We start from the raw sequence: 19,784 nt of genomic DNA, 5'->3' as shown, positions 1-19,784 counted from the left end.
GTAAGCCGGACATTGGCCGCCATGACAGACAAGACACCTTTCTACATCACCACCGCGATTTCCTATCCCAACGGCAAGCCGCATATCGGCCATGCCTATGAGCTGATCGCGACGGATGCGATGGCGCGCTACCAACGCCTGGACGGCAGAGATGTCTTCTTCCTGACGGGCACCGACGAGCACGGCCAGAAGATGCAGCAGACGGCGCGCGCCGAGGGGATCGCGCCGCAAGCGCTCGCCGACCGCAACTCCGGCGAATTCCAGGCGATGGCGAAGCTGCTCAACGCCTCGAACGATGATTTCATCCGCACCACGCAGGAGCGTCATCACGAGACGTCGCGCAATATCTGGAACCTGATGGCCGACAATGGCGACATCTACAAGGACAGCTATGCCGGCTGGTACTCGGTGCGCGACGAGGCCTATTACCAGGAAAACGAGACGGAGCTGCGCGCCGACGGCGTGCGTTACGGCCCGCAGGGCACGCCGGTCGAGTGGGTTGAAGAGGCAAGCTATTTCTTCAAGCTCTCCGAATATCAGGACAAGCTGCTGGCGCATTACGAGGCCAATCCCGATTTTATCGGTCCGGCCGAGCGCCGCAACGAGGTGATCTCCTTCGTCAAGTCCGGCCTCAAGGATCTCTCTGTCTCGCGCACCACCTTCGACTGGGGCATCAAAGTGCCCAACGATCCATCGCACGTCATGTATGTGTGGGTTGACGCACTGACCAACTACATCACCGCCACAGGCTATATCGAGGACAGGAACGGCCCGAGGGCGAAATACTGGCCGGCGGATGTGCACATCATCGGCAAGGACATCATCCGCTTCCACGCCGTCTATTGGCCGGCCTTCCTGATGTCAGCGAAGCTGCCGCTGCCTCAGCGGGTCTTTGCCCACGGCTTCCTGCTCAACAAGGGCGAGAAAATGTCGAAGTCGCTCGGCAATGTCGTCGATCCCGTCAATCTGGTGAATCATTTCGGTCTCGATCAGGTGCGCTACTTCTTCCTGCGCGAAGTTTCCTTCGGCCAGGACGGCAGCTATAGCGAAGAGGCGATCGGCACACGCATCAACTCCGACCTCGCCAACGGCATCGGCAATCTCGCAAGCCGCTCGCTGTCGATGATCGTCAAGAACTGTGACGGCAAAATCCCGGAATGCGGGCCGCTGACCGACGAAGACAAAGCGATGCTGGCGCAGGCCGACGCGCTGCACGCATCGACGCGCGAGGACATGGGCAAGCAGCAGATCCACCGGGCACTTGCCTCGATCATAGCGGTCGTTTCCGAAACCGACCGCTATTTCGCCGGCCAGGCGCCCTGGGCGCTGAAGAAGACCGATCCGGCGCGCATGGGCACGGTGCTTTACGTCACCGCCGAAGTCGTGCGCCAGATCGCCATCCTGCTGCAGCCCTTCATGCCGGAATCATCGGGCAAGCTGCTCGATCTCGTGGCTGCGCCTGCGGACAAGCGGGATTTTGCCGCCCTCGGCGAGGCCGGGCGGCTTGTTGCCGGAACGCCGCTCGAGGCGCCGACGCCTGTCTTCCCGCGTTACGTCGCTCCGGAGGCTTGAGGCCGTGCTGATCGATACCCATTGCCATCTCGATTTCGCCGACTTCGAGGCGGAGCGCGACGAGATCGTCACGCGCGCCCATCAGGCCGGCGTCAAACAGATGGTGACGATCTCAACCCGCGTGCGCAAGCTCGACGGGCTGCTCGCCATCACGGAGAAATATCCGTCGGTGTTCTGCTCCGTCGGCACGCATCCGAACAATGCCGGCGACGAGCTGGACATCCAGACGGAAGACTTGGTGCGCCTCGCCAACACCCATGAAAAGGTAGTGGCGATCGGCGAGGCCGGCCTCGACTATTTCTATGACACCCAGAAGCCCGAGGACCAGCAGACCGGCTTTCGCCGGCATATTGCCGCTGCACGGGAAACGCAGCTTCCACTCGTCATCCACAGCCGCAGTGCCGACGAAGATATGGCTTCCATCCTGACCGAGGAAACAGGGAAGGGGGCCTTCCCCTTCATCCTGCACTGCTTCTCGGCGGGCCCGGAACTGGCAAGGAGCGGCGTCGAACTCGGCGGCTATATTTCCTTCTCCGGTATCCTGACCTTCCCGAAATCGGAAGAGCTGCGCGAGATTGCCAAGACGATCCCGCATGAACGGCTGCTGGTGGAAACGGACGCGCCCTATCTCGCGCCGAAGCGCTGGCGCGGCAAGCGCAATGAGCCGTCCTATGTCGTCAACACCGCCGAAGTGCTCGCCGAGACGATCGGCCTTTCCTATGCGGACGTCGCACGGATCACGACGGAGAACGCTTTGCGCCTGTTCTCGAAAATGCCAAGGATTTAGCAGGTGCTCTATCGGCGGCGCTTCACCATTCTCGGCTGTTCGTCGTCACCGGGCGTGCCGCGTATCACCGGCGACTGGGGCGCCTGCAATCCCGACAACCCGAAGAACCGGCGTACGCGCGCCTCGTTCATGGTGCAGCAATTCGCTCCTGATGGCGGTGTGACGACTGTCGTCATCGACACCGGACCGGATTTTCGCGAGCAGATGATCAGGGCAGGGGCGGACCATGTCGATGCAGTGCTCTACAGCCATCCGCACGCTGATCATATTCATGGCATCGACGATCTGCGCGGCTATTTTCACAATACGCGCCGGCGCGTGCCGATCTACGCCGACCAATTTACGATGGACAGGCTGCGTGAAGCCTTCGGCTATTGCCTGGAGACGCCGCCGGGCAGCAATTATCCGCCGATCGTGCTGCCTGTCGTCATTGAAAATCTTGATGAACCCCTCGAAATCCGCGGCCCCGGCGGCAAGATCGATTTTTTCCCGCATATTCAACAGCATGGCGATATCAATTCGCTTGGCTTCCGCATCGGCGGTGTCGCTTACTGCAGCGATATCAGCGATTTCCCGCCCCAGACCGTCGAGAAACTGCAAAATCTCGACGTGCTGATCATCGACGCCCTGCAGTACACCTATCATCCAAGCCATCTGTCGCTGGAACAGTCGCTCGACTGGATCGGCCGGCTGAGGCCGAAACGGGCGATTCTCACCCATATGCATACGCCGCTGGATTATGACGCAGTGATGGCGCAGACGCCGGACCACGTGGTGCCGGCGTTTGATCAGATGAGCTTCGAGACAGAGTTTCTCGCATAAGCGCCGCGCTGCGGCATGCTTTCATATCCAAAAAGACGCGCGGTGCAGCAGGATCGGGGACTGAGCCGCGACCCTGGGATAGGTCACTGCATATAGGGAAGAACCTCGACGGCGCCGCGATAGATCATGTCGAGCGAGACGTAGAGGATGATCAGCAGACCGATATAAGCGATCCAGCGATGGCGGCCGAGCAGCCGGGCGATCAGGTTCGCGGCAATACCCATCAGCGCAATTGACAGGCCGAGGCCGATGACCAAGACGCTCGGATGTTCACGCGCAGCACCGGCAACGGCGAGCACGTTGTCGAGCGACATCGAAACGTCGGCAATGACGATCTGGGTTGCCGCCTGGAAAAAGGTCTTCTTCGGCGCGCCTTCGCCGCTTTCCGCTACGCGATCCTCGTTATGGCCGTCGCGAAGCTCGCGCCACATCTTCCAGCAGACCCAAAGCAGCAGCAAGCCGCCGGCCAGCAGCAGACCGACGATCGCCAACAGATAGACGGCGACACTGGCGAAGAGAATACGCAAAACCGTTGCGGCAAGAATGCCGACGATGATCGCCTTGCGCCGTTGCGTGGCCTCGAGGCCGGCAGCGGCAAGACCGATCACCACGGCGTTGTCGCCGGCGAGAACAAGGTCGATAGCAATGACCTGCAGCAAAGCCGTCAGACCGGCTGCCGTGAAGATGTCCATATGAAATGTCCCCAATGCGTCAAGAGCCGTGCTAGCGTCTCGATGGTTTGACGTCAACCGCCGAAGGCTGCAACAGACGATGCGATTCACTGCCTGGTGTATCTGAAAAAGGACAGGCGGCAGCGTTATGGAACTGCCACGAAATGCCGCCGATCCGTTCCACTGCCGTGGAACATTCATCTCGGCTGCCGGTTCTTCACGTCAGGAAACCAGTCGTCGGGTCGACGTCTGGAACGAGACATCGAGAGGAGCGTTCCGTGAGCAACATTCACAAGGATATCAACCCGGGTTTTTCAAGCCCGGTGGGCGGCGGCAGCCTTACCGCATTCTTCGACAGCCGGTCGGAAGCCGAATCTGCGATCTCCCGTCTCGAGGACGCGGGCGTGCCGGTCGCGAGAATAAGATTGATGCCCGGATATGAGGCGGATGAGAAGAATGCCGGCGTCATCAGCGACGACCGCAGCGGTTTCTTCGACGCACTAGCCGACTTCTTCTTTCCGGATGAGGACCGCGCGATGTACGCGGAAGGGCTGCGGCGAGGCGGCTTCCTCGTTCAGGTCAATGATATTGACGACGCGCTCTATGAGACCGTTCACGATATTCTGGACGACGAGGGCAGCATCGACATCGATGAGCGGGCGGATCTCTGGTTATCGGAAAGCGGCCGTCAAGGCGGGTCGAATACCGGTTTTGCCGGTTCGGCCCATGGCGGCAAGGCCGCTGAAGATCTGGCTGTGTCCGAGAGCGCATTCGAAGCGCCGTCTTCCGACGATGCGCGACCGGTCGCGATTCGCGACACTACCCACGGGAGCGCCAAGGTGCGCGCCTATACCTTCACCAGCGCCGGCTCGCCATCGACAGATGCCGATCGGCAAACGCAGACACAGACGCAAGGCGGATCGAGCCAAAGTCAGGGATTCCGACGTGATCACTGATCTGTCTGGCTCGAGAGGCGGCCTCGTTCACCCTTGCAGAATAATTGAGGAGACGTCCATGCAATCATCCATCAATCGCGACGGATTCCTTCCGCCGGATCCCGATGAGCTGGTCGCGGAAGGTGAGCCGCCTTTTGCCGATGCCGCTACCGCGACCGCCCGCGAGAAGGCCGATCACGATCTCGACACCCTACAGCACGAAGTAAGGCTGTTGCGCGCCCGGATCGGCATCCTGCGCGAGGATGCGGAATCGGCGCTGAAAGCCCAGGCAAACTTGATCGACGCAAACGCCCATGTGCAACTCGGCAACTATCCCTGGGCAAAGCTCGCCTTGGCCACGGGCGCGGCTTTCATCGCCGCCAGAATCATTCGCAGTCTTCCGTTCGGCATTTTGCTGGCGGGATTTACCGGCCACCTCTCCGAGACGAGACGGTGGTGAAGGGCTGACCATCTGAGACGCCAGGTCCTCCGGCAACTCGGGGGAGAGCCGGATGTGCGGCCCGCGGTCTGACCGCGGGCCGCACATCGCAGCTATTGCCCCAAATTCATTTCTGACATTACCAACCCTCGCCGGCACCGTGCCGCAGAGAGTCTGGAGGCCGGGGGGCCTATGATCTGTCACCGAGACAAAGATCGGGAATGACCGCAGCTGGGGCACGATCAGCCTGCCTCGGCCAGACAGGTTCGTCGATTGACGTAGATGGCATGACGCTTCACAAAGTCCCAAGTGCCTCTACAGCAGAAGCGGCACCGTCCCGAGGACCACGATCACATGCGCAGCAACGACGAACGCAATCCCTTGCGGAAAATATTCACTGTCCTGATGGTCGTGTTTTCCACGCTGCCAATCGGCGTCAATCCTGCTTCTTCGGCCGAGTCATCCGGATCCTCGGCGCCGATCCGGGTCATCATCGAATTGCCGAACGACGAGGCCGGTCGCGCTCTGGTCGATCGGATCGTTCCCGGCAATCAGGAGCCCACGCAGCCGACAGCAGTCTCACAAGAACCGGCGCCGCCGTCGATCGCGACCTCACTGCAAGAGTTGCGCCAGCGCTTGCTCTCGCTCGTCGACGCAGTTCCAACCCTTCCGGGACAGATCCAGGCGGCGATCCGGCTCTTCCAGACAGACAATCAAATCGACCCTGTCGGTCTGATCCTGGCGGTCACACTCTTCGTATCAGGCGGATTTCTCGCGCAGCGTATCGCCTGGTGGTCGGGGCGAGGGCTTCTTCATTTTATACTGACCGCACCTGCCGACACGGTCCGGCAGCGGATCAAACTGCACGCCGGGCGACTGTCGATGGGGCTTCTCGCATTGATCGGTTACCTCATCGGAAGCCTCGGCGCCTTTATCCTGTTTCCATGGCCCGCTGTTTTTCGCGATGTTGCGCTCATTCTGCTGTCAGCTGCGCTCATGGTGCGGCTAGGCGTGCTGGTGGGACGCATCGTGATCGCGCCGGGCGCCCGCCTGCCACATATGCGGCTTGTGACCCTTGTGACGTCGCTTGCGTGGTTCTGGTACTACTGGCTCCTTGCAACGGTCGCACTGTTGGCAGCCGGCTGGGCCACGATCGAAGTGATACGAACGATCGGGGCTCCGGCCATATTGGTCGATCTTTTTACCGCGGCATGGCTCGCCGTCATCTCGGTCACGCTGATTGCGATGATTTGGCTGCGGCAGTTCCGTTCCGACGGCCCGCCAGTGAACCGGCTGATCAGCGTCGGCTTCAGCGCAAGCATCATACTCTCGTGGCTGTTATGGGTGTCGGGACTGCGTGCTGCATTCTGGACGGTGATCGTCATTGCGCTTCTGCCGCTGACGGTCTCGGTGACGCGCGATATCATTCGGCGCATCATCATAAATTCGCAGGATGAGCGTGCGGTGGAGGATCCGTCCATCTTGGGGTGGTCGGTCGTTATCATGCAGACGTTGCGCAACGGCCTGATCGTGCTTGCCGCGCTGCTCATTGCCCGCTCGTGGGATGTCAATCTAGGTGATCTTGCCGCAGCCGAAACTGTGACCACACGTCTGATCCGGGCGGGAATCCGGATCGTGATCGTATTGCTGGTGACCGATGTCATCTGGAAGCTCGTCAGCACTTTGATCGACACGCAGATGGCAATGGCGTCGCGAAGCGTGAATTCAGGCCATCAGGAGGGGCCAGAGGCGCGCCGCCGTCAGCGGTTGAATACGCTTCTTCCCATTCTTCGCAACGTGCTGTTCCTCGCGATCGGCGCCGTCGGCTTCCTGATGATTCTGGATGCTGTCGGCATTCAGATCGGGCCGCTGCTTGCGGGCGCTGGTGTCGTCGGCATAGCCGTCGGCTTCGGTGCGCAAACGCTGGTCAAGGACATTATCTCCGGGGTCTTTTATCTGTTCGACGATGCCTTCCGCATCGGAGAATATATCCAGGCGGCAAAATACAAAGGTACGGTCGAAGGATTTTCGTTGCGATCGATCCGCTTGCGACACCACCGCGGTCCTGTCACTATCGTTCCATTCGGCGAACTTGGCGCGGTACAAAATCTGAGCCGCGACTGGGTCATCGACATCATCACGCTTACGCTGAACTATGACAGCGACCTTGAGGAGGTCCGCAAGACCATCAAGCGCATTGGCGTCGAGCTTCTGGACGATGCCGAGCTGGGGCCAAACATCATCGAGCCCTTGAAAATGCAGGGCATCGAGCAGATGGCGGATTATGGCGTGCAGATCAGGCTGAAATTCATGGCAAAACCGGGCGAACAGTTTGGCGTCCGCCGAAAGGCGCTTGCCATGCTGAAGAAGACCTTCGCAGAAAAGGGCATTCAGTTTGCAACACCGACGGTGCATGTCTCCGGCGGAATGGCCGATGCAGTGTCATCAGCCGCCGCATCGGAGCTCCAGAGACCAATAAAACCCGTCTTGCCGATTGAGGAATGACACCCCCTAATTGGGCTTCCATGCCCGACCGACGGCGCTATATTGCTGATTGAAGATGTCGAGAAGGTCTGTCCCTGGCGATCCCAATTGGTACCGAAGCAACTTGGACGCGGAGGATGCTGACCGTCACGTCTGCATTCAGCTAGGTCTCCTCAAGGCGACCTGCGCTCAAGCATCCGCATACGAGCATTTGGCTCGCGGCGGGCATTGCGTCGTGATTGCCGCTTGGAATGCCCGCGGACGATTTGCGAGTAGAACCTGTCGAGCAATCGACCTAAAGATACAGCCAGATGATTGATTTCAGGTCGCTCACCGAAGCAGATTTTCCGATGTTGTGTGAGTGGCTAAATAAGCCTCATATGCGTGCTCACTACCAGAAGACGCCGATAACGATCGAGGAAGTTCGGAGGAAGTATTCTGAGCGCCTGAGCCCAAGCCATCCTACCTATTGCCATATAGCTTGTTATGATGGTGAGCCTTTCGGAAAATTGCAGTGTTACCTGCTTCGCGACTATCCCGATTTCGCGTCTGAGATGGGCGAGCACGACGGCGTAGCGGTCGACTTATTTATCGGTGATGAGCACTTCATAGGGAGGGGCTTGGGGAAAGCTATGCTTCGCTCATATGTGCTGAACGTGATTCCTTCTCTTTTTCCCCAAGACTGCAAATGTTTCATTTGTCACGCTAAAGAGAACACAATAGCTATTCGGGGTTCGCTGTCCGCAGGGTTTCTGCCGTACCGAGACGTCATCGAGGGCGGAGTGGAAAGTCTGCTACTTTCATTCGACCGACCGAACTAAACATGTCGGCCTTTTATCCGATAATCTCGTTCGGCGAAAAATCCTGCTGACCATAGCGGACAATGTCCTTTGCGACACACCATTCATGTTGCGTGCAAAGCCTAGGACTAGCACCGACAACTCTGAGCATTGCGCAGGGTCATTTGTTTTAGACGGTATGTGGCCAAAAGCAAAGCGTTGGAAACCCGCCCTTGTGTTCCATAACCCATCTTATGTGATCTTTGTGTGTAGCCGGGTGGGTTCAAGGATGAAGTGCGACTTGCGATAGATACCAGTGGGTTATCACTCGCAAGGAATGACTGATGAAACGCACCTACTCGCAGATCGACATGGATGAACGTCGCAGGATCGCTGGCTGGCGAGCAGCGGGCCTCAGCGCCACCGTCATTGCCGAGAAGCTCGGCCGGCATCGCTCGACGATTTTCCGCGAGCTCAAGCGGAATGCTTTTGAAGACCCGCAGATGCCGGATCTGAGCGGCTACTATTGCGTCACCGCCAACGAGATGGCCCGTGAGCGCAGAGCCAAGCTGCGCAAGCTCGCCCGGTTCTCCCATGTGCGCCAATCGGTGATCGAACGGATCATCCATGGCTGGTCGCCACAGCAGATCGCCGGCCGCATGCGGCTGGAGCGCCATCCGATCTGCGGCAGTTATGAGACGATCTACAAGTTCGCCTATTCCGCAGACGGTCAGGCCATCAAACTGTGGCGGCACCTGCCGGAGCGGCGTGCGAGACGCAGATCGCGGCATGCCCGCCGGCGTCACGCCGCTTCAGCCCGGAACTCAACATCCTTCACCGTCCCGATACTGTCGCCGAGCGCAAGCAGTTCGGCCACTGGGAGTGCGATCTCATTCAGTTTCGCAAGAAGTTCGGCAAGGCCAACGTGACCTCATTGGTCGAGCGGGTCAGCCGTTTTGCTGTCTTCCTGCGCAACAATGACCGGCAGTCGAAGCCGATCATGGACGGGTTGATCGAGGTGCTCCAACCCCTGCCCCACGCTGCTCGACGCTCAATCACCTTCGACCGCGGCACTGAGTTCAGCGAATGGCCCTATCTGCAGGCTGGCATCGGAACGCAGACTTGGTTCTGTGACCCGCAGTCGCCCTGGCAGAAAGGCACGGTCGAGAACACCAATGGCCGGGTTCGCAAATGGCTGTCGAGAGAGGTAGATCCGCTGTCGATCACCGATGGCGAGCTGAAGGACATCTGCGATCGGCTCAACTCTACACCGCGGAAGTGCTTGGGCTACCGAACCCCGGCGGAGGTCTTTCGCAAGAAACTACTCGCGCAAATGCGACGTGTCGGCTAGCGTCGCATGCGCAAGTCGTAGTTCGGCATGAACTCACATGGCTATTTAGTAATGCGACAGATGGGCCAGTCAGAGATGCGACAGTCTCGCCTCCTCGCTCACCCGCCCGGCTCTACAAAGATGGACGCAGCCGTGCGTGCCGACTGACGATATTCCCCACTGGATTGTCTTTCCTGCAACCAGATCGACGGTTTAGCGTTGCCTTAAAGAAACTGTGCAAGGATGCAAGCCTGTCATTCACACTGGCGACCTGATGAAGTTTCGAAGACATACAAAGGCAATTCGCAGCCTCGCGGGCTCCCTGATAAGCCATGCGAGCGCCTTCGCTCCGGCACTATTTGCCGCCATTATCGCAGCCATCGTCGTCTGGGTGGCAACGAACTGGCGGCTTGAGCGGTCGCTGGCCGACGAACGCTCGGTTGTTGCCGGCGAGCTTGCGACGATATCATCTCGACTGCAGACAAACCTCAACAGCAATGTGAAGCTGTTGCAAGGTTTGGCGGCGGGTATCGCCGTCGATCCAGCGATGGGCCAGAACAGATTTTCCAAACTTGCCGCCCAGATTCTGCAGCCTGATTCACAATTGCGAAGCTTCGCTGCAGCGCCCGACATGGTAGTCCAGTGGGTTTATCCGGAAACAGGAAACGAAAAGGCCATCGGACTCGACTACCGAAAAAATGAGAAGCAACGGGCCGCCGCGATGCTGGCGCGCAACACGCATAATATCGTCCTGACAGGCCCGGTGGAGCTTGTCCAAGGCGGAACGGCTTTCGTTGTCAGGTGCCCGGTTTATATCGACGACGGAAACAGCCAGATCTTTTGGGGTCTGCTTTCCGGGATCATCGATATTCCGAGGCTATATCGGGATAGCGGTCTTGGTTCGACCGACCTGGAGATCGCCATCAGCACGACGCCGGAGCCGAACTCTCCCAAACAGGTCTTTTTTGGCGGCCTGGAAACCTTTGAGAAGAAACCGGTCGTCGCATCCGTCGATATGACTTACGGCCGGTGGTCCCTCGCCGCACTTCCCAGGCATGGATGGGGCCAGAATAACGGCATCGGCACTTTTGAGCTCTATGCGAGTCTGTTGGCCTTGTGTGTTGTCGCGCCGATCGTCTGGGTCGGCTTTCTGACCAAATCGCGCCAGAAGACCATCGAAAAACTTCGCCTTCACAAGAGCAAGCTCGTCCGGGCCCGGCAGAGGCTGGAGCACCTGTCGCTGCATGATGCCCTCACCGGGCTACCCAATCGGCGGTTTGTCGACCAAATGATCTCGCAGCCGCCGCGGCCCGATCCGCAAGACCGTCTGATCCTCATCCATATCGACCTTGACCGGTTCAAGGAGATCAACGACACAAAGGGACACGCCGGCGGTGACATGGTCCTGCAAACAACGGCCTCGCGGCTTGCCGATTTGACCGGCCCGAACGATGTAGCGGCCCGCATCGGTGGAGACGAGTTCGTCTTCGCCAGCTGGAGCACCGATCCCGAGCCTAAAGCAGCCGAGTTGGCCAGACAGATTGTCGACGCACTGCAGCAGACCATTTTTATCGATGGAGCTGGTTATGTGGTCGGCGCAAGCGTCGGTGTCGCCTGGGAGACTGAAAGCGCCCGCGACCGCGACCTCGGCCAGCTGCTTCTGAATGCCGATCTGGCGCTGTACGAGGCGAAGAAAGCCGGCCGCGGCCGCGCGGCCGTTTTTACCGAGGAGCTTCGCAGCGCGGCAATCCATGCAAAAGAACTGGCGGATGAATTCAATCAAGCGCTCGAACGCGATGAACTCGTTGCATTCTTCCAGCCGCAGTTCAATGCAAACACGCTTGATATCGCCGGCGTCGAGGCGCTTGCCCGCTGGGATCATCCGCGAAAAGGTCTGCTCGGCCCAAACGCATTTCTGGATGCTGCGGAAAAACTGGGGCGCAGCGGCGATATGGACAGGCTGATCCTGCAAAAGGCGCTGTTCGAGCTGACGCGCTGGGACGGCTTGGGAATGCATATTCCACGGGTCTCCGTCAATATTTCAGCGCGCCGGCTGGCGCAGGCAAATCTGCTCGCCGAGCTGTCCGCGCTCCCCGCAGCGAAGGACCGCCTATGTTTCGAGCTGCTCGAGACAATCTCCTTCGACGAGCTTCAGCCTGCTCTCAACGAGGTCATTCCGGCAATCAAAGCGCTCGGCATTGAAATCGAGATCGACGATTTCGGCACGGAACATGCCAGTATCGTCAGCTTGCTTCGATTTGAGCCGCGCAGGCTTAAGATCGATCGAGAAATCATCAAGCCGATCATCGCCTCCCCCTCGCAACGCCGTCTGGTCTCCTCCATCATCGAAATCGGCCGGTCGCAGAACATCGACATCGTTGCCGAGGGCGTGGAAACAATGGAGCACGCGAAGATCCTGAAAGATCTCGGTTGCCATTTGCTCCAGGGTTATGCCCTGGCCCGACCCATGAGCTCGGATCAGTTGATCGAATTTTGCCGGATGAAGGGCACGGGAACGGCAAAGGCAAGCCGATAGCCTGCTCAAGCCGCCTCGGTGACGAGCTTCGTATTGAGGTAACTCTCCATTGCTTCAGAGCCGCCTTCCGAACCGTAGCCGGAGTCTTTTATGCCTCCGAAAGGCAATTCCGGCAGCGCCAGCCCATGATGATTGACGGACAACATGCCGCTCTCGATGTCGCGGGCAAGCGCTACGCTGGTCTTTGCGGAGGTCGTATAGGCATAGGCCGCCAGGCCGTATGGCAGGCGGTTGGCTTCCGCAATGGCAGAATTGTAGTCGGAAAATGCACTCACTATCGCCAAGGGGCCGAATGGTTCTTCGCTGAGCACGCGGGCATGCTGTGGTACCTCGGTGAGAACCGTCGGCTGGAAGAAGTTGCCGAGATTGCCGATCCGTTTGCCGCCGGTCGCAATCTTCGCACCGTGCATCACCGCGTCGGCCGTCAGCGCCTCCATGGCCCCTACCCGCCTCGCGTTGGCAAGCGGTCCCATGGTTACGCCGTCGATTAATCCATCGCCGACCTTAATCGCCTCGGCCGCCTTTACCAGGCCATCGAGGAATTTATCGAAGACGGGTTCCTGGATGAGAAACCGGGTCGGCGCCACGCAGACCTGCCCGGCATTTCGAAACTTCGCAGCGGCCAACAGTCTGACCGCAAGATCGATATCGGCGTCATCGAACACGATCGCCGGCGCATGGCCTCCGAGTTCCATGGTCACCCGCTTCATGTGGGCGCCGGCCAGCGAGGCCAGTTGCTTTCCGACGACGGTCGATCCGGTGAAGGAAATTTTCCGGATAACGGGGTGCGGGATCAGGTGATTGGAAATATCGGCCGGCATCCCGAAAACGAGATTGAGGACGCCCGCCGGCAGACCCGCCTCGGCAAAGGCGCGAACCAGTTCAGCACAGCTTGCCGGCGTTTCCTCCGGCCCCTTCAATATGATCGAGCAGCCGGCCGCAACGGCGGCCGAAACTTTCCGGACGGCCTGGTTCAGCGGAAAGTTCCAGGGGCTGAAGGCCGCCACCGGGCCAACAGGCTCCTTGATCACCATCTGCCTGACATTGGCCGCTCGTGGTGGGATGAGCCGGCCGTAGGCACGGCGGCCTTCCTCGGCAAACCAGTCTATGATGTCGGCAGCCCCGGTTGCCTCTGCCTTGGACTCGGCGAGCGGTTTGCCTTGTTCCAATGTCATTATTCGAGCGATCGCCGCATTGCGCTGCCGCAGGATCTCCGCCGCCGCATGCATCAGCTTTGCTCGCTCGAACGCACTTATGCGCCGCCACTGCTCAAACCCGGCAGCGGCAGCCGAAAGCGCTTCGTCGAGATCAGCAACGCCGGCATTGGAAACACGGCCGATGACATCGCCCGAGGCCGGATTGACGATGCTTAGATCCTCGTTCGAACCTTCCCTCCATCGGCCATTGATATAAAGTTGGGTATTCGGATATGCCGACATTCAGCTCTCCACCGCGCCTAGTAACCGAGCGCGCAACCATCTTTTCGATGATCGGAGGCGCCCAGCAGCGTGTTGTTTTGATCGTCTATCCAGATCGCCTGGGCGCCGCCGATCGCCCAATTCGGTGCGACGACCTTGAAGCCGCGAGCTTCGAGATCACGCCCGATCGAGCTTCGCAGAAGCGCTTCGGTTTCGATTGACGTGGTGCCGGGCAGCGGAAAGAGCCGAGGCAGATCAATCGCACTTTGTATGTCCAGATTGAAATCGAACAGCTTGGAGAGGAAGTGGGCATGGCCCATCGCCTGATAGTGCCCACCCATCACGCCGAACGACAAAACGCTTTTGCCGTTGCGGGTGACCAGACCCGGGATGATCGTGTGCATGGGCCTCTTGCGCGGCCCGATCGCGTTCGGATGCCCCTGCTTCAAACTGAAGCTTTGTCCGCGATTGTGGAACAAGACGCCGGAATTCGGTGCCATCACTCCGCTTCCGTAGGAATGGAAGATCGAGTTGATGAAGCTGGCGACATTTCGGTCCTTGTCGACAACCGAAATGTAGACGGTGTCGGCATGCTCGACGCCGTCGACAACGGCCCCGGCATCGGCGATGGTGTTCAGGTCGATCCTGGCGGCAAGGCTGTCGGCGAGTTCATCGGACAACAGGAAGTCGACCGGAACGTCTGAGGCGGCCATGTCGGCCACCCATCGATCACGAGCCGCATAAGCGAGCCGCGTGGCCTCGACTTCGATGTGCAGATTGTCCACACCAAGCGGGTCGCCTTTGCGTTCGAAACGCTCCAGGATCTTCAGGATCATCAGAGCGACGATGCCCTGCCCGTTCGGCGGACACTCATGCACCGTCCATCCGCGGTATGTCGCGCTGACCGGCTTCACATATTCGCCGGCAGCTAACGCAAAATCCTCAACTGTATGGAGGCCGCCAAGGGAATTCAGCCGGGTCACCATGTCGGCTGCCACCGGACCGCGATAGAAGCCCTCACGGCCCCACGTTGCGATCGTTTCCAGCGTCTGCGCCAGTTCCGGCTGATGTTGAACCGATCCGACCAACGGAGCCTGATCATCGATCAGGAAAAGGCGACGGGTCGATGGATCGCGCAGCAGCAAGTCACGTTGGTTCGAAATGTCGGCGGCAACCCGTGGCGTGATCGCATAACCATCGCGCGCCAGTGCAATTGCCGGCGCAAGAATTTCCGACAGCGGCATCCTGCCGTGATCGGCAACGAGGCGGGTCCAGGCGTCCACCGCCCCAGGAACGGTCACCGCATGCGGCGATGATCGCTCGATCGAAGTGATGCCGTTTTCCTGAAACCAGGCAAAATGCGCCGCCGCCGGCGTGCGTCCCGAGCCGTTATAGGCAACGACATCATCATTTCCATTCGACGCCAGCAGCGCAAAGCAATCGCCGCCTATCCCGGTGGATCCGGCCTCCACGACACATTGGACGGCACAGGCGCCGACGGCGGCGTCGATGGCCTTGCCGCCGGCTTTCAGGATCTCGATCGCTGTCAAAGTCGCCATCGGGTGCGATGTGGCGGCCATGCCATTGCGGCCGACGGCCATCGATCTTCCCGGCAATTCGAAATTTCGCATATCGTCGCTTCCTTCGCTCAATAGAGGCCGGTTGCCCTCGCCCATGTATAGGTATCATCCAATGCGCGCGTGGAGCGATCGAACAATTCGTGGATCTCAGCCTCGGTGATGATAAGCGGCGGGCAAAACGAGAAGTTGTCGCCAAGGGCGCGCGTGATGACGCCATGGACCTGGGCCTGCTTGCCTGCGTGAATGGCAATGCCGTCCGTCGGCTTGAACGGCTCTTTCGTTTCCTTGTTGCGAACCAGTTCAAGGGTGCCGATGAGCCCACGACCGCGGGCGTTGCCGACGAGCGGATGGTCGCCAAGCTCGTTCAACCGCCGCTGGAACACCGGGGCGATGTTGCGGACGTGGCCAACGATGTCACGTTCCTCGTAGATTTTCAGGGTTTCCAGGGCGACGGCCGTCGCGACCGGATGGCCGCTATAGGTGAAACCATGTCCGAATGTTCCGATTTTCTCGCTCTCGGCAACGACAGCGGAATGGATCTTTTCATTGATCATCAGGGCGGAGATCGGCTGGTAGGCCGCGGAAAGCTGCTTTGCCATGACGATCATATCCGGCTGAAGCCCGAAGCTTTCCGAACCGAACATTGTACCGAGCCTGCCAAAGCCGCAGATGACTTCGTCGGCGATCAGCAGCACGTCGTATTTCTTGAGGATCGCCTGGATCTTCTCGTAATAGGTCGGCGGCGGAACGATGCAGCCGCCGGATGCCATCAAGGGCTCGGCGAAGAATGCGCCGATGGTTTCCGGCCCCTCGGCAAGGATCATCTGTTCAAGCGAGTTGGCACAGCGCGTCGCGAATTCTTCCTCCGTTTCGCCCGGGCGGCCATAGCGATAAAATTCCGGGCAATCGGTATGCAGCACCCGATCAATCGGCAGATCGAAATCGCGGTGATTGTTCGGCAACCCGGTGAGGCTGGCCGAAGCAATGGTCACGCCGTGGTAAGCCCGCATGCGCGAGATGATCTTCTTCTTTTCCGGCATGCCGATGGCATTGTGATAGTACCAGACAAGCTTCATGGCCGTGTCGTTGGCCTCGGAACCGGAATTGGCGAAGAACACTTTCGACATCGCGACCGGTGAAAGCTGAATGAGCCGTTCGGCAAGCTCGACCGCCGTCTCATGCGTTTTGCCGCCGAAGCTGTGATAGAACGGCAATTCCTTCATCTGGCGGGTCGCCGCGTCTACCAGACGTTGTTCGCTGAAGCCCAGCGACGCGCAGAACAGTCCGCCAAGACCTTCGATGTATTTGTTGCCTTCGCTGTCGACGATATGGATCCCCTCGCCCCTGGTGATCACCAGCGGGCCGTCCTTCAGATGCTGAGAAGCGTTGGTATAGGGATGAAGAACAAACGCAGCGTCGCGGGATTCGACGGAGTTGAGAAGGATGGTCACAGAGGTTCTCCAAATGTGGGTCTATTTCATTGGCGACGCGCGGTAAAGCTGCGCCGGTCAGCCGGCGCGACCTACTCGGTGCGCCGGCTGCCAATTGCTGCCGTGGGAGCTTTGCCGCTTAATCAATCAAGGGATGTCTTGATCCATTTCTGAGCAAGTTTGTTGATCGTGCCGTCGGCTTCCGCCGCTTCGATGGCCGCGTCGAACATCGACTTCAACACCGTATCGTCCTTGCGAAGACCTGCCGCGATCCCCTGTCCAAAGACCCCGCCTTTGAAGGTCGGGCCGGCGATCTTGTAGTCCTTGAAGTCGTCCTTGCCGAGCGTTGCAGTCAACGAAGTTTTCTGCGCGACGACGGCGTCGATGCGACCGGCCTGGAGGTCGAGATCATGCTGCTCGACGGTCTTGTATTCTCTTGGATCGACAACGCCCTTGAAATAGGTATCGAGAAAGACTGCGTTCGCCGTCGACACCTGGGCGCCCACGGCCTTGCCTTTGAGAGCGTCCCGAAGCGGCTGCAATTCCTGCTCCACCTTCGCCTTGTCCGCAGCGAGGTCGACTGTCGTCCCGGTCCCCGGCAGATCTGCAAGAGGACCGGTTTTCTCGACCATGAAAGCGGCGGCGGTCGGAGCGTAGGGTTTGCTGAAGGAGATGACGGCGAGGCGCTTTTCGGTCACGATCATAGAGGCCATGATGGCGTCGAATTTCTTGGCCGTGAGCGATGGAATGAGCCCATCCCAGTCCTGCGCCACGATGGTGCATTTCACCTTCATGCGCGCGCACAGGTCATTGGCGAGATCGATCTCGAACCCTGCCAGCTTGCCGTCAGGACCGGTAAAATTCCAGGGCTCGTAGGCGCCCTCGGTCGCGATGGTGATTTCGGTTGGTTTCGTCTGCGCAGCGGCAGTGCCGGCCGACATGACGCCGAGCAAAGCGGAAGTCAGCAAAAGTTTTGATACTTGCATGTTTTTATTCCCCTTTTTGGTGCGCCCTGCTCTTTTCCCAAGCAAGGCGGTTGCAGACTCCGCGACGTCCGTTTGTTAGGGCGCGCGAACCTTGATTGCCTCGGCCGCAAGGCAGAGGAGTTCGAACAAAACCTGAGCCGCAATTTGCGCCGTATTCGACGTCGGGTCGTATTGCGGAGCGATCTCGACAACGTCGCCGCCGACAATGTTCAAGCCGATAAGGCCGCGCAGAATGCCAAGCGCCTGCGCCGAGGTCAGGCCGCCGACCTCCGGCGTTCCGGTGCCTGGCGCGAATGCGGGATCGAGAGAATCGACGTCGAAGCTGACATAGGTCGGCCCCGCCCCGACGATCTCTCTTGCCTTGGCGATGACGGCGCTGATGCCGAGATCACCGACGTCTTCCGCATGAATGACGGTCATGCCGGACGCATAGGAGAATTCCCATAGATATTCGGAATTGCCGCGAATTCCGATCTGGATCGTCCGCCTGGGATCAAGCACACCGTCCAGAACCGCCTGGCGAAAGGGTCCGCCGTGGTGGAATTTGCATCCTTCGAACGAACCGCCCGTGTCGCAATGGGCGTCGATATGGATCATCCCCACAGGGCGATCCCTGCCGACGGCCCTGAGTATGGGAAGGCCGACCGAGTGGTCGCCGCCGACGGCCAGGGGCACGACTCCCGCCCCTATCAAGCCGCCGACAAATTTCTCGATATCGTCATGGGATGCCGCAAGATCGAAGCGGCTTTTGAACGGGACATCGCCGACATCGGCAACACGGGCATGGGCAGTCGGGGCGGTCCGCAGGACATGATCGTAAGGGCCAACGCGGTCGACGTTGCGTACGGCTCTTGGCCCGAACCGCGCGCCCGACCGGTTCGTCACCCCGAGATCCATCGGAATGCCGAAAAGCGCAATATCTATATCGGCAAAACTGGGCGCGGCGTCCGGACGATACGGGGCCTTCAGCAATGTCGGGACGCCGCAGTAAGGCGCCTGGCGACGATCGCCTTCGCCGAAGACCAGGTCGGCCACCTTGCGAAACTCCGGATCGAACATCTCACCGCCTGAAGCGTTCGAAAAGCGCTCCCGCAGTTCGTCCAGACTGAGAATCTCCGGCATTGGACCTCCAGATGTTGCGACCAGATCGCGGGCGACTTTTGAACGCCGGCGAAAAGACGATTGCTTGTTGTAGCCAACATTGTATACATAATCGTATTCCGCTTGATCGAGCAAGAGGGAAAAAGTTATGGTGTCGTTCACCGAGGGGCGAATGGACCAGAGACGGAAGGGGAATCGATTGGCATCGACCAAGACAGAACAGCGAGGATCGTTGCGTGAGAGCACCTATTTGCAATTGAAGGATCTGATCCTCACCGGCCAGCTTCGCCCCTCCGAGCGCCTGTCGGAAGTGACGCTCGCCAAGCGCTTCGGCGTGAGCCGAACACCGCTGCGCGAAGCGCTGATGAAGCTGGAAGAAGAAGGGCTTATCGTCGGTCAGCGGAACTTCGGCTACACGGTGACCGACCTCGACGTCACCAAGTTCTGCAATCTGCTGGTCGTTCGCGAAGCGCTCGACGTTTGCGCCGCGCAACTCGCCTGCGAGGTAGCGAGCGAGGAAGACCTCGATCGGCTCCGTGAGGTCATTGCCCAGATGGTAGAACTGAAGGATACGACGAACAAGACGCCCTCTGACGCGGCCCGCAACCTCGACCTTGGACTATACATCCATCGCGTCATCGTGGAATCGACCCGAAACGAGGCCCTCGTGAGGGTGACGGATCAAGTTTATCAGCAGCTTCGCCTGGCCCTGTGGCTCGAAGTTCTCTGGGTGGATCTGGAGCACACCGATCTCGACGAACACCGGGCGATCGCAGACGCCATTTGTGCACGCGACCGGGATGCGGCGGCCGCGGCAGCGCGAGCGCATGTGCAAAGCTCGCTCAAAAACATGTCGAAGCTCCAGCGCATCTGGGCGCATCGGCGCGCACCCGACTGACGCGCAACCCGATCTT

The 19,784-nt window shown here is 59.5% G+C and carries 15 protein-coding genes and 1 pseudogene; 10 read left to right on the top strand and 6 right to left on the bottom strand.

Annotated elements, in window-relative coordinates; genetic code table 11:
- The first annotated feature begins 21 nt into the window (after nucleotides 1-21).
- The 3 genes from metG to RHE_RS11025 are packed head-to-tail and all read left to right on the top strand — an operon-like array spanning nucleotide 22 to nucleotide 3,181.
- Entirely contained in the window at nucleotides 22-1,572 is a 1,551-nt protein-coding gene (gene metG, locus RHE_RS11035; protein WP_011425422.1) for a methionine--tRNA ligase, read from the top strand.
- 4 nt (nucleotides 1,573-1,576) lie between these two features.
- Nucleotides 1,577-2,359 (top strand): TatD family hydrolase, encoded by a 783-nt coding sequence (locus RHE_RS11030; protein ID WP_041678648.1) that lies wholly within the window; start codon nucleotides 1,577-1,579, stop codon nucleotides 2,357-2,359.
- Nucleotides 2,360-2,362: 3 nt separating this feature from the next.
- Nucleotides 2,363-3,181, top strand: coding sequence for an MBL fold metallo-hydrolase (locus RHE_RS11025; protein WP_011425420.1), 819 nt, complete (start codon nucleotides 2,363-2,365; stop codon nucleotides 3,179-3,181).
- Between the two features lie 83 nt (nucleotides 3,182-3,264).
- Here RHE_RS11025 and RHE_RS11020 read toward each other — a convergent pair whose 3' ends face one another.
- Entirely contained in the window at nucleotides 3,265-3,873 is a 609-nt protein-coding gene (locus RHE_RS11020; protein WP_020921320.1) for a TerC family protein, read from the bottom strand.
- Between the two features lie 257 nt (nucleotides 3,874-4,130).
- Here RHE_RS11020 and RHE_RS11015 point away from each other — a divergent pair, with 257 nt between their 5' ends.
- The 6 genes and pseudogenes from RHE_RS11015 to RHE_RS10990 all read left to right on the top strand — a co-directional run bounded on the left by RHE_RS11015 (nucleotide 4,131) and on the right by RHE_RS10990 (nucleotide 12,355).
- A complete protein-coding gene (locus tag RHE_RS11015; protein WP_042118486.1) occupies nucleotides 4,131-4,808 on the top strand; it encodes a hypothetical protein in 678 nt (225 codons plus the stop codon).
- Between the two features lie 58 nt (nucleotides 4,809-4,866).
- A complete protein-coding gene (locus tag RHE_RS11010) occupies nucleotides 4,867-5,247 on the top strand; it encodes a hypothetical protein (protein ID WP_011425417.1) in 381 nt (126 codons plus the stop codon).
- 333 nt (nucleotides 5,248-5,580) lie between these two features.
- Nucleotides 5,581-7,731 (top strand): mechanosensitive ion channel family protein, encoded by a 2,151-nt coding sequence (locus RHE_RS11005; protein WP_011425416.1) that lies wholly within the window; start codon nucleotides 5,581-5,583, stop codon nucleotides 7,729-7,731.
- Nucleotides 7,732-8,021: 290 nt separating this feature from the next.
- On the top strand, nucleotides 8,022-8,531 hold the full coding sequence (locus RHE_RS11000) for a GNAT family N-acetyltransferase (RefSeq protein WP_011425415.1): 510 nt from the start codon (nucleotides 8,022-8,024) through the stop codon (nucleotides 8,529-8,531).
- Between the two features lie 302 nt (nucleotides 8,532-8,833).
- A pseudogene (locus tag RHE_RS10995) lies at nucleotides 8,834-9,840 on the top strand (IS30 family transposase).
- 253 nt (nucleotides 9,841-10,093) lie between these two features.
- Nucleotides 10,094-12,355 carry a bifunctional diguanylate cyclase/phosphodiesterase gene (locus tag RHE_RS10990; protein ID WP_011425414.1) on the top strand — a complete coding sequence of 754 codons (2,262 nt, stop codon included), beginning with the start codon at nucleotides 10,094-10,096 and terminating at the stop codon, nucleotides 12,353-12,355.
- 5 nt (nucleotides 12,356-12,360) lie between these two features.
- On the opposite strand, the gene RHE_RS10985 is transcribed toward RHE_RS10990, so the two are convergent.
- The 5 genes from RHE_RS10985 to speB form a co-directional block, all read right to left on the bottom strand.
- Complete coding sequence (locus RHE_RS10985) at nucleotides 12,361-13,794, bottom strand: NAD-dependent succinate-semialdehyde dehydrogenase (RefSeq protein ID WP_011425413.1); 1,434 nt, start codon at nucleotides 13,792-13,794, stop codon at nucleotides 12,361-12,363.
- Nucleotides 13,795-13,811: 17 nt separating this feature from the next.
- Nucleotides 13,812-15,404 carry a gamma-glutamyltransferase gene (gene ggt, locus RHE_RS10980; RefSeq protein WP_011425412.1) on the bottom strand — a complete coding sequence of 531 codons (1,593 nt, stop codon included), beginning with the start codon at nucleotides 15,402-15,404 and terminating at the stop codon, nucleotides 13,812-13,814.
- Nucleotides 15,405-15,421: 17 nt separating this feature from the next.
- Nucleotides 15,422-16,804, bottom strand: coding sequence for an aspartate aminotransferase family protein (locus RHE_RS10975; protein ID WP_011425411.1), 1,383 nt, complete (start codon nucleotides 16,802-16,804; stop codon nucleotides 15,422-15,424).
- A gap of 122 nt (nucleotides 16,805-16,926) precedes the next feature.
- Entirely contained in the window at nucleotides 16,927-17,769 is an 843-nt protein-coding gene (locus tag RHE_RS10970; RefSeq protein WP_011425410.1) for a lysine/arginine/ornithine ABC transporter substrate-binding protein, read from the bottom strand.
- A 75-nt stretch (nucleotides 17,770-17,844) separates the two neighbouring features.
- Nucleotides 17,845-18,891 carry an agmatinase gene (speB, locus tag RHE_RS10965; protein WP_042118482.1) on the bottom strand — a complete coding sequence of 349 codons (1,047 nt, stop codon included), beginning with the start codon at nucleotides 18,889-18,891 and terminating at the stop codon, nucleotides 17,845-17,847.
- Nucleotides 18,892-19,018: 127 nt separating this feature from the next.
- Here speB and RHE_RS10960 point away from each other — a divergent pair, with 127 nt between their 5' ends.
- Nucleotides 19,019-19,768, top strand: coding sequence for a GntR family transcriptional regulator (locus RHE_RS10960; RefSeq protein ID WP_073990381.1), 750 nt, complete (start codon nucleotides 19,019-19,021; stop codon nucleotides 19,766-19,768).
- The last annotated feature ends 16 nt before the right edge of the window (nucleotides 19,769-19,784 follow it).

Source organism: Rhizobium etli CFN 42, from assembly GCF_000092045.1.
Lineage (GTDB): Bacteria > Pseudomonadota > Alphaproteobacteria > Rhizobiales > Rhizobiaceae > Rhizobium > Rhizobium etli.
This window is presented reverse-complemented; position numbering and strand designations above follow the sequence as displayed.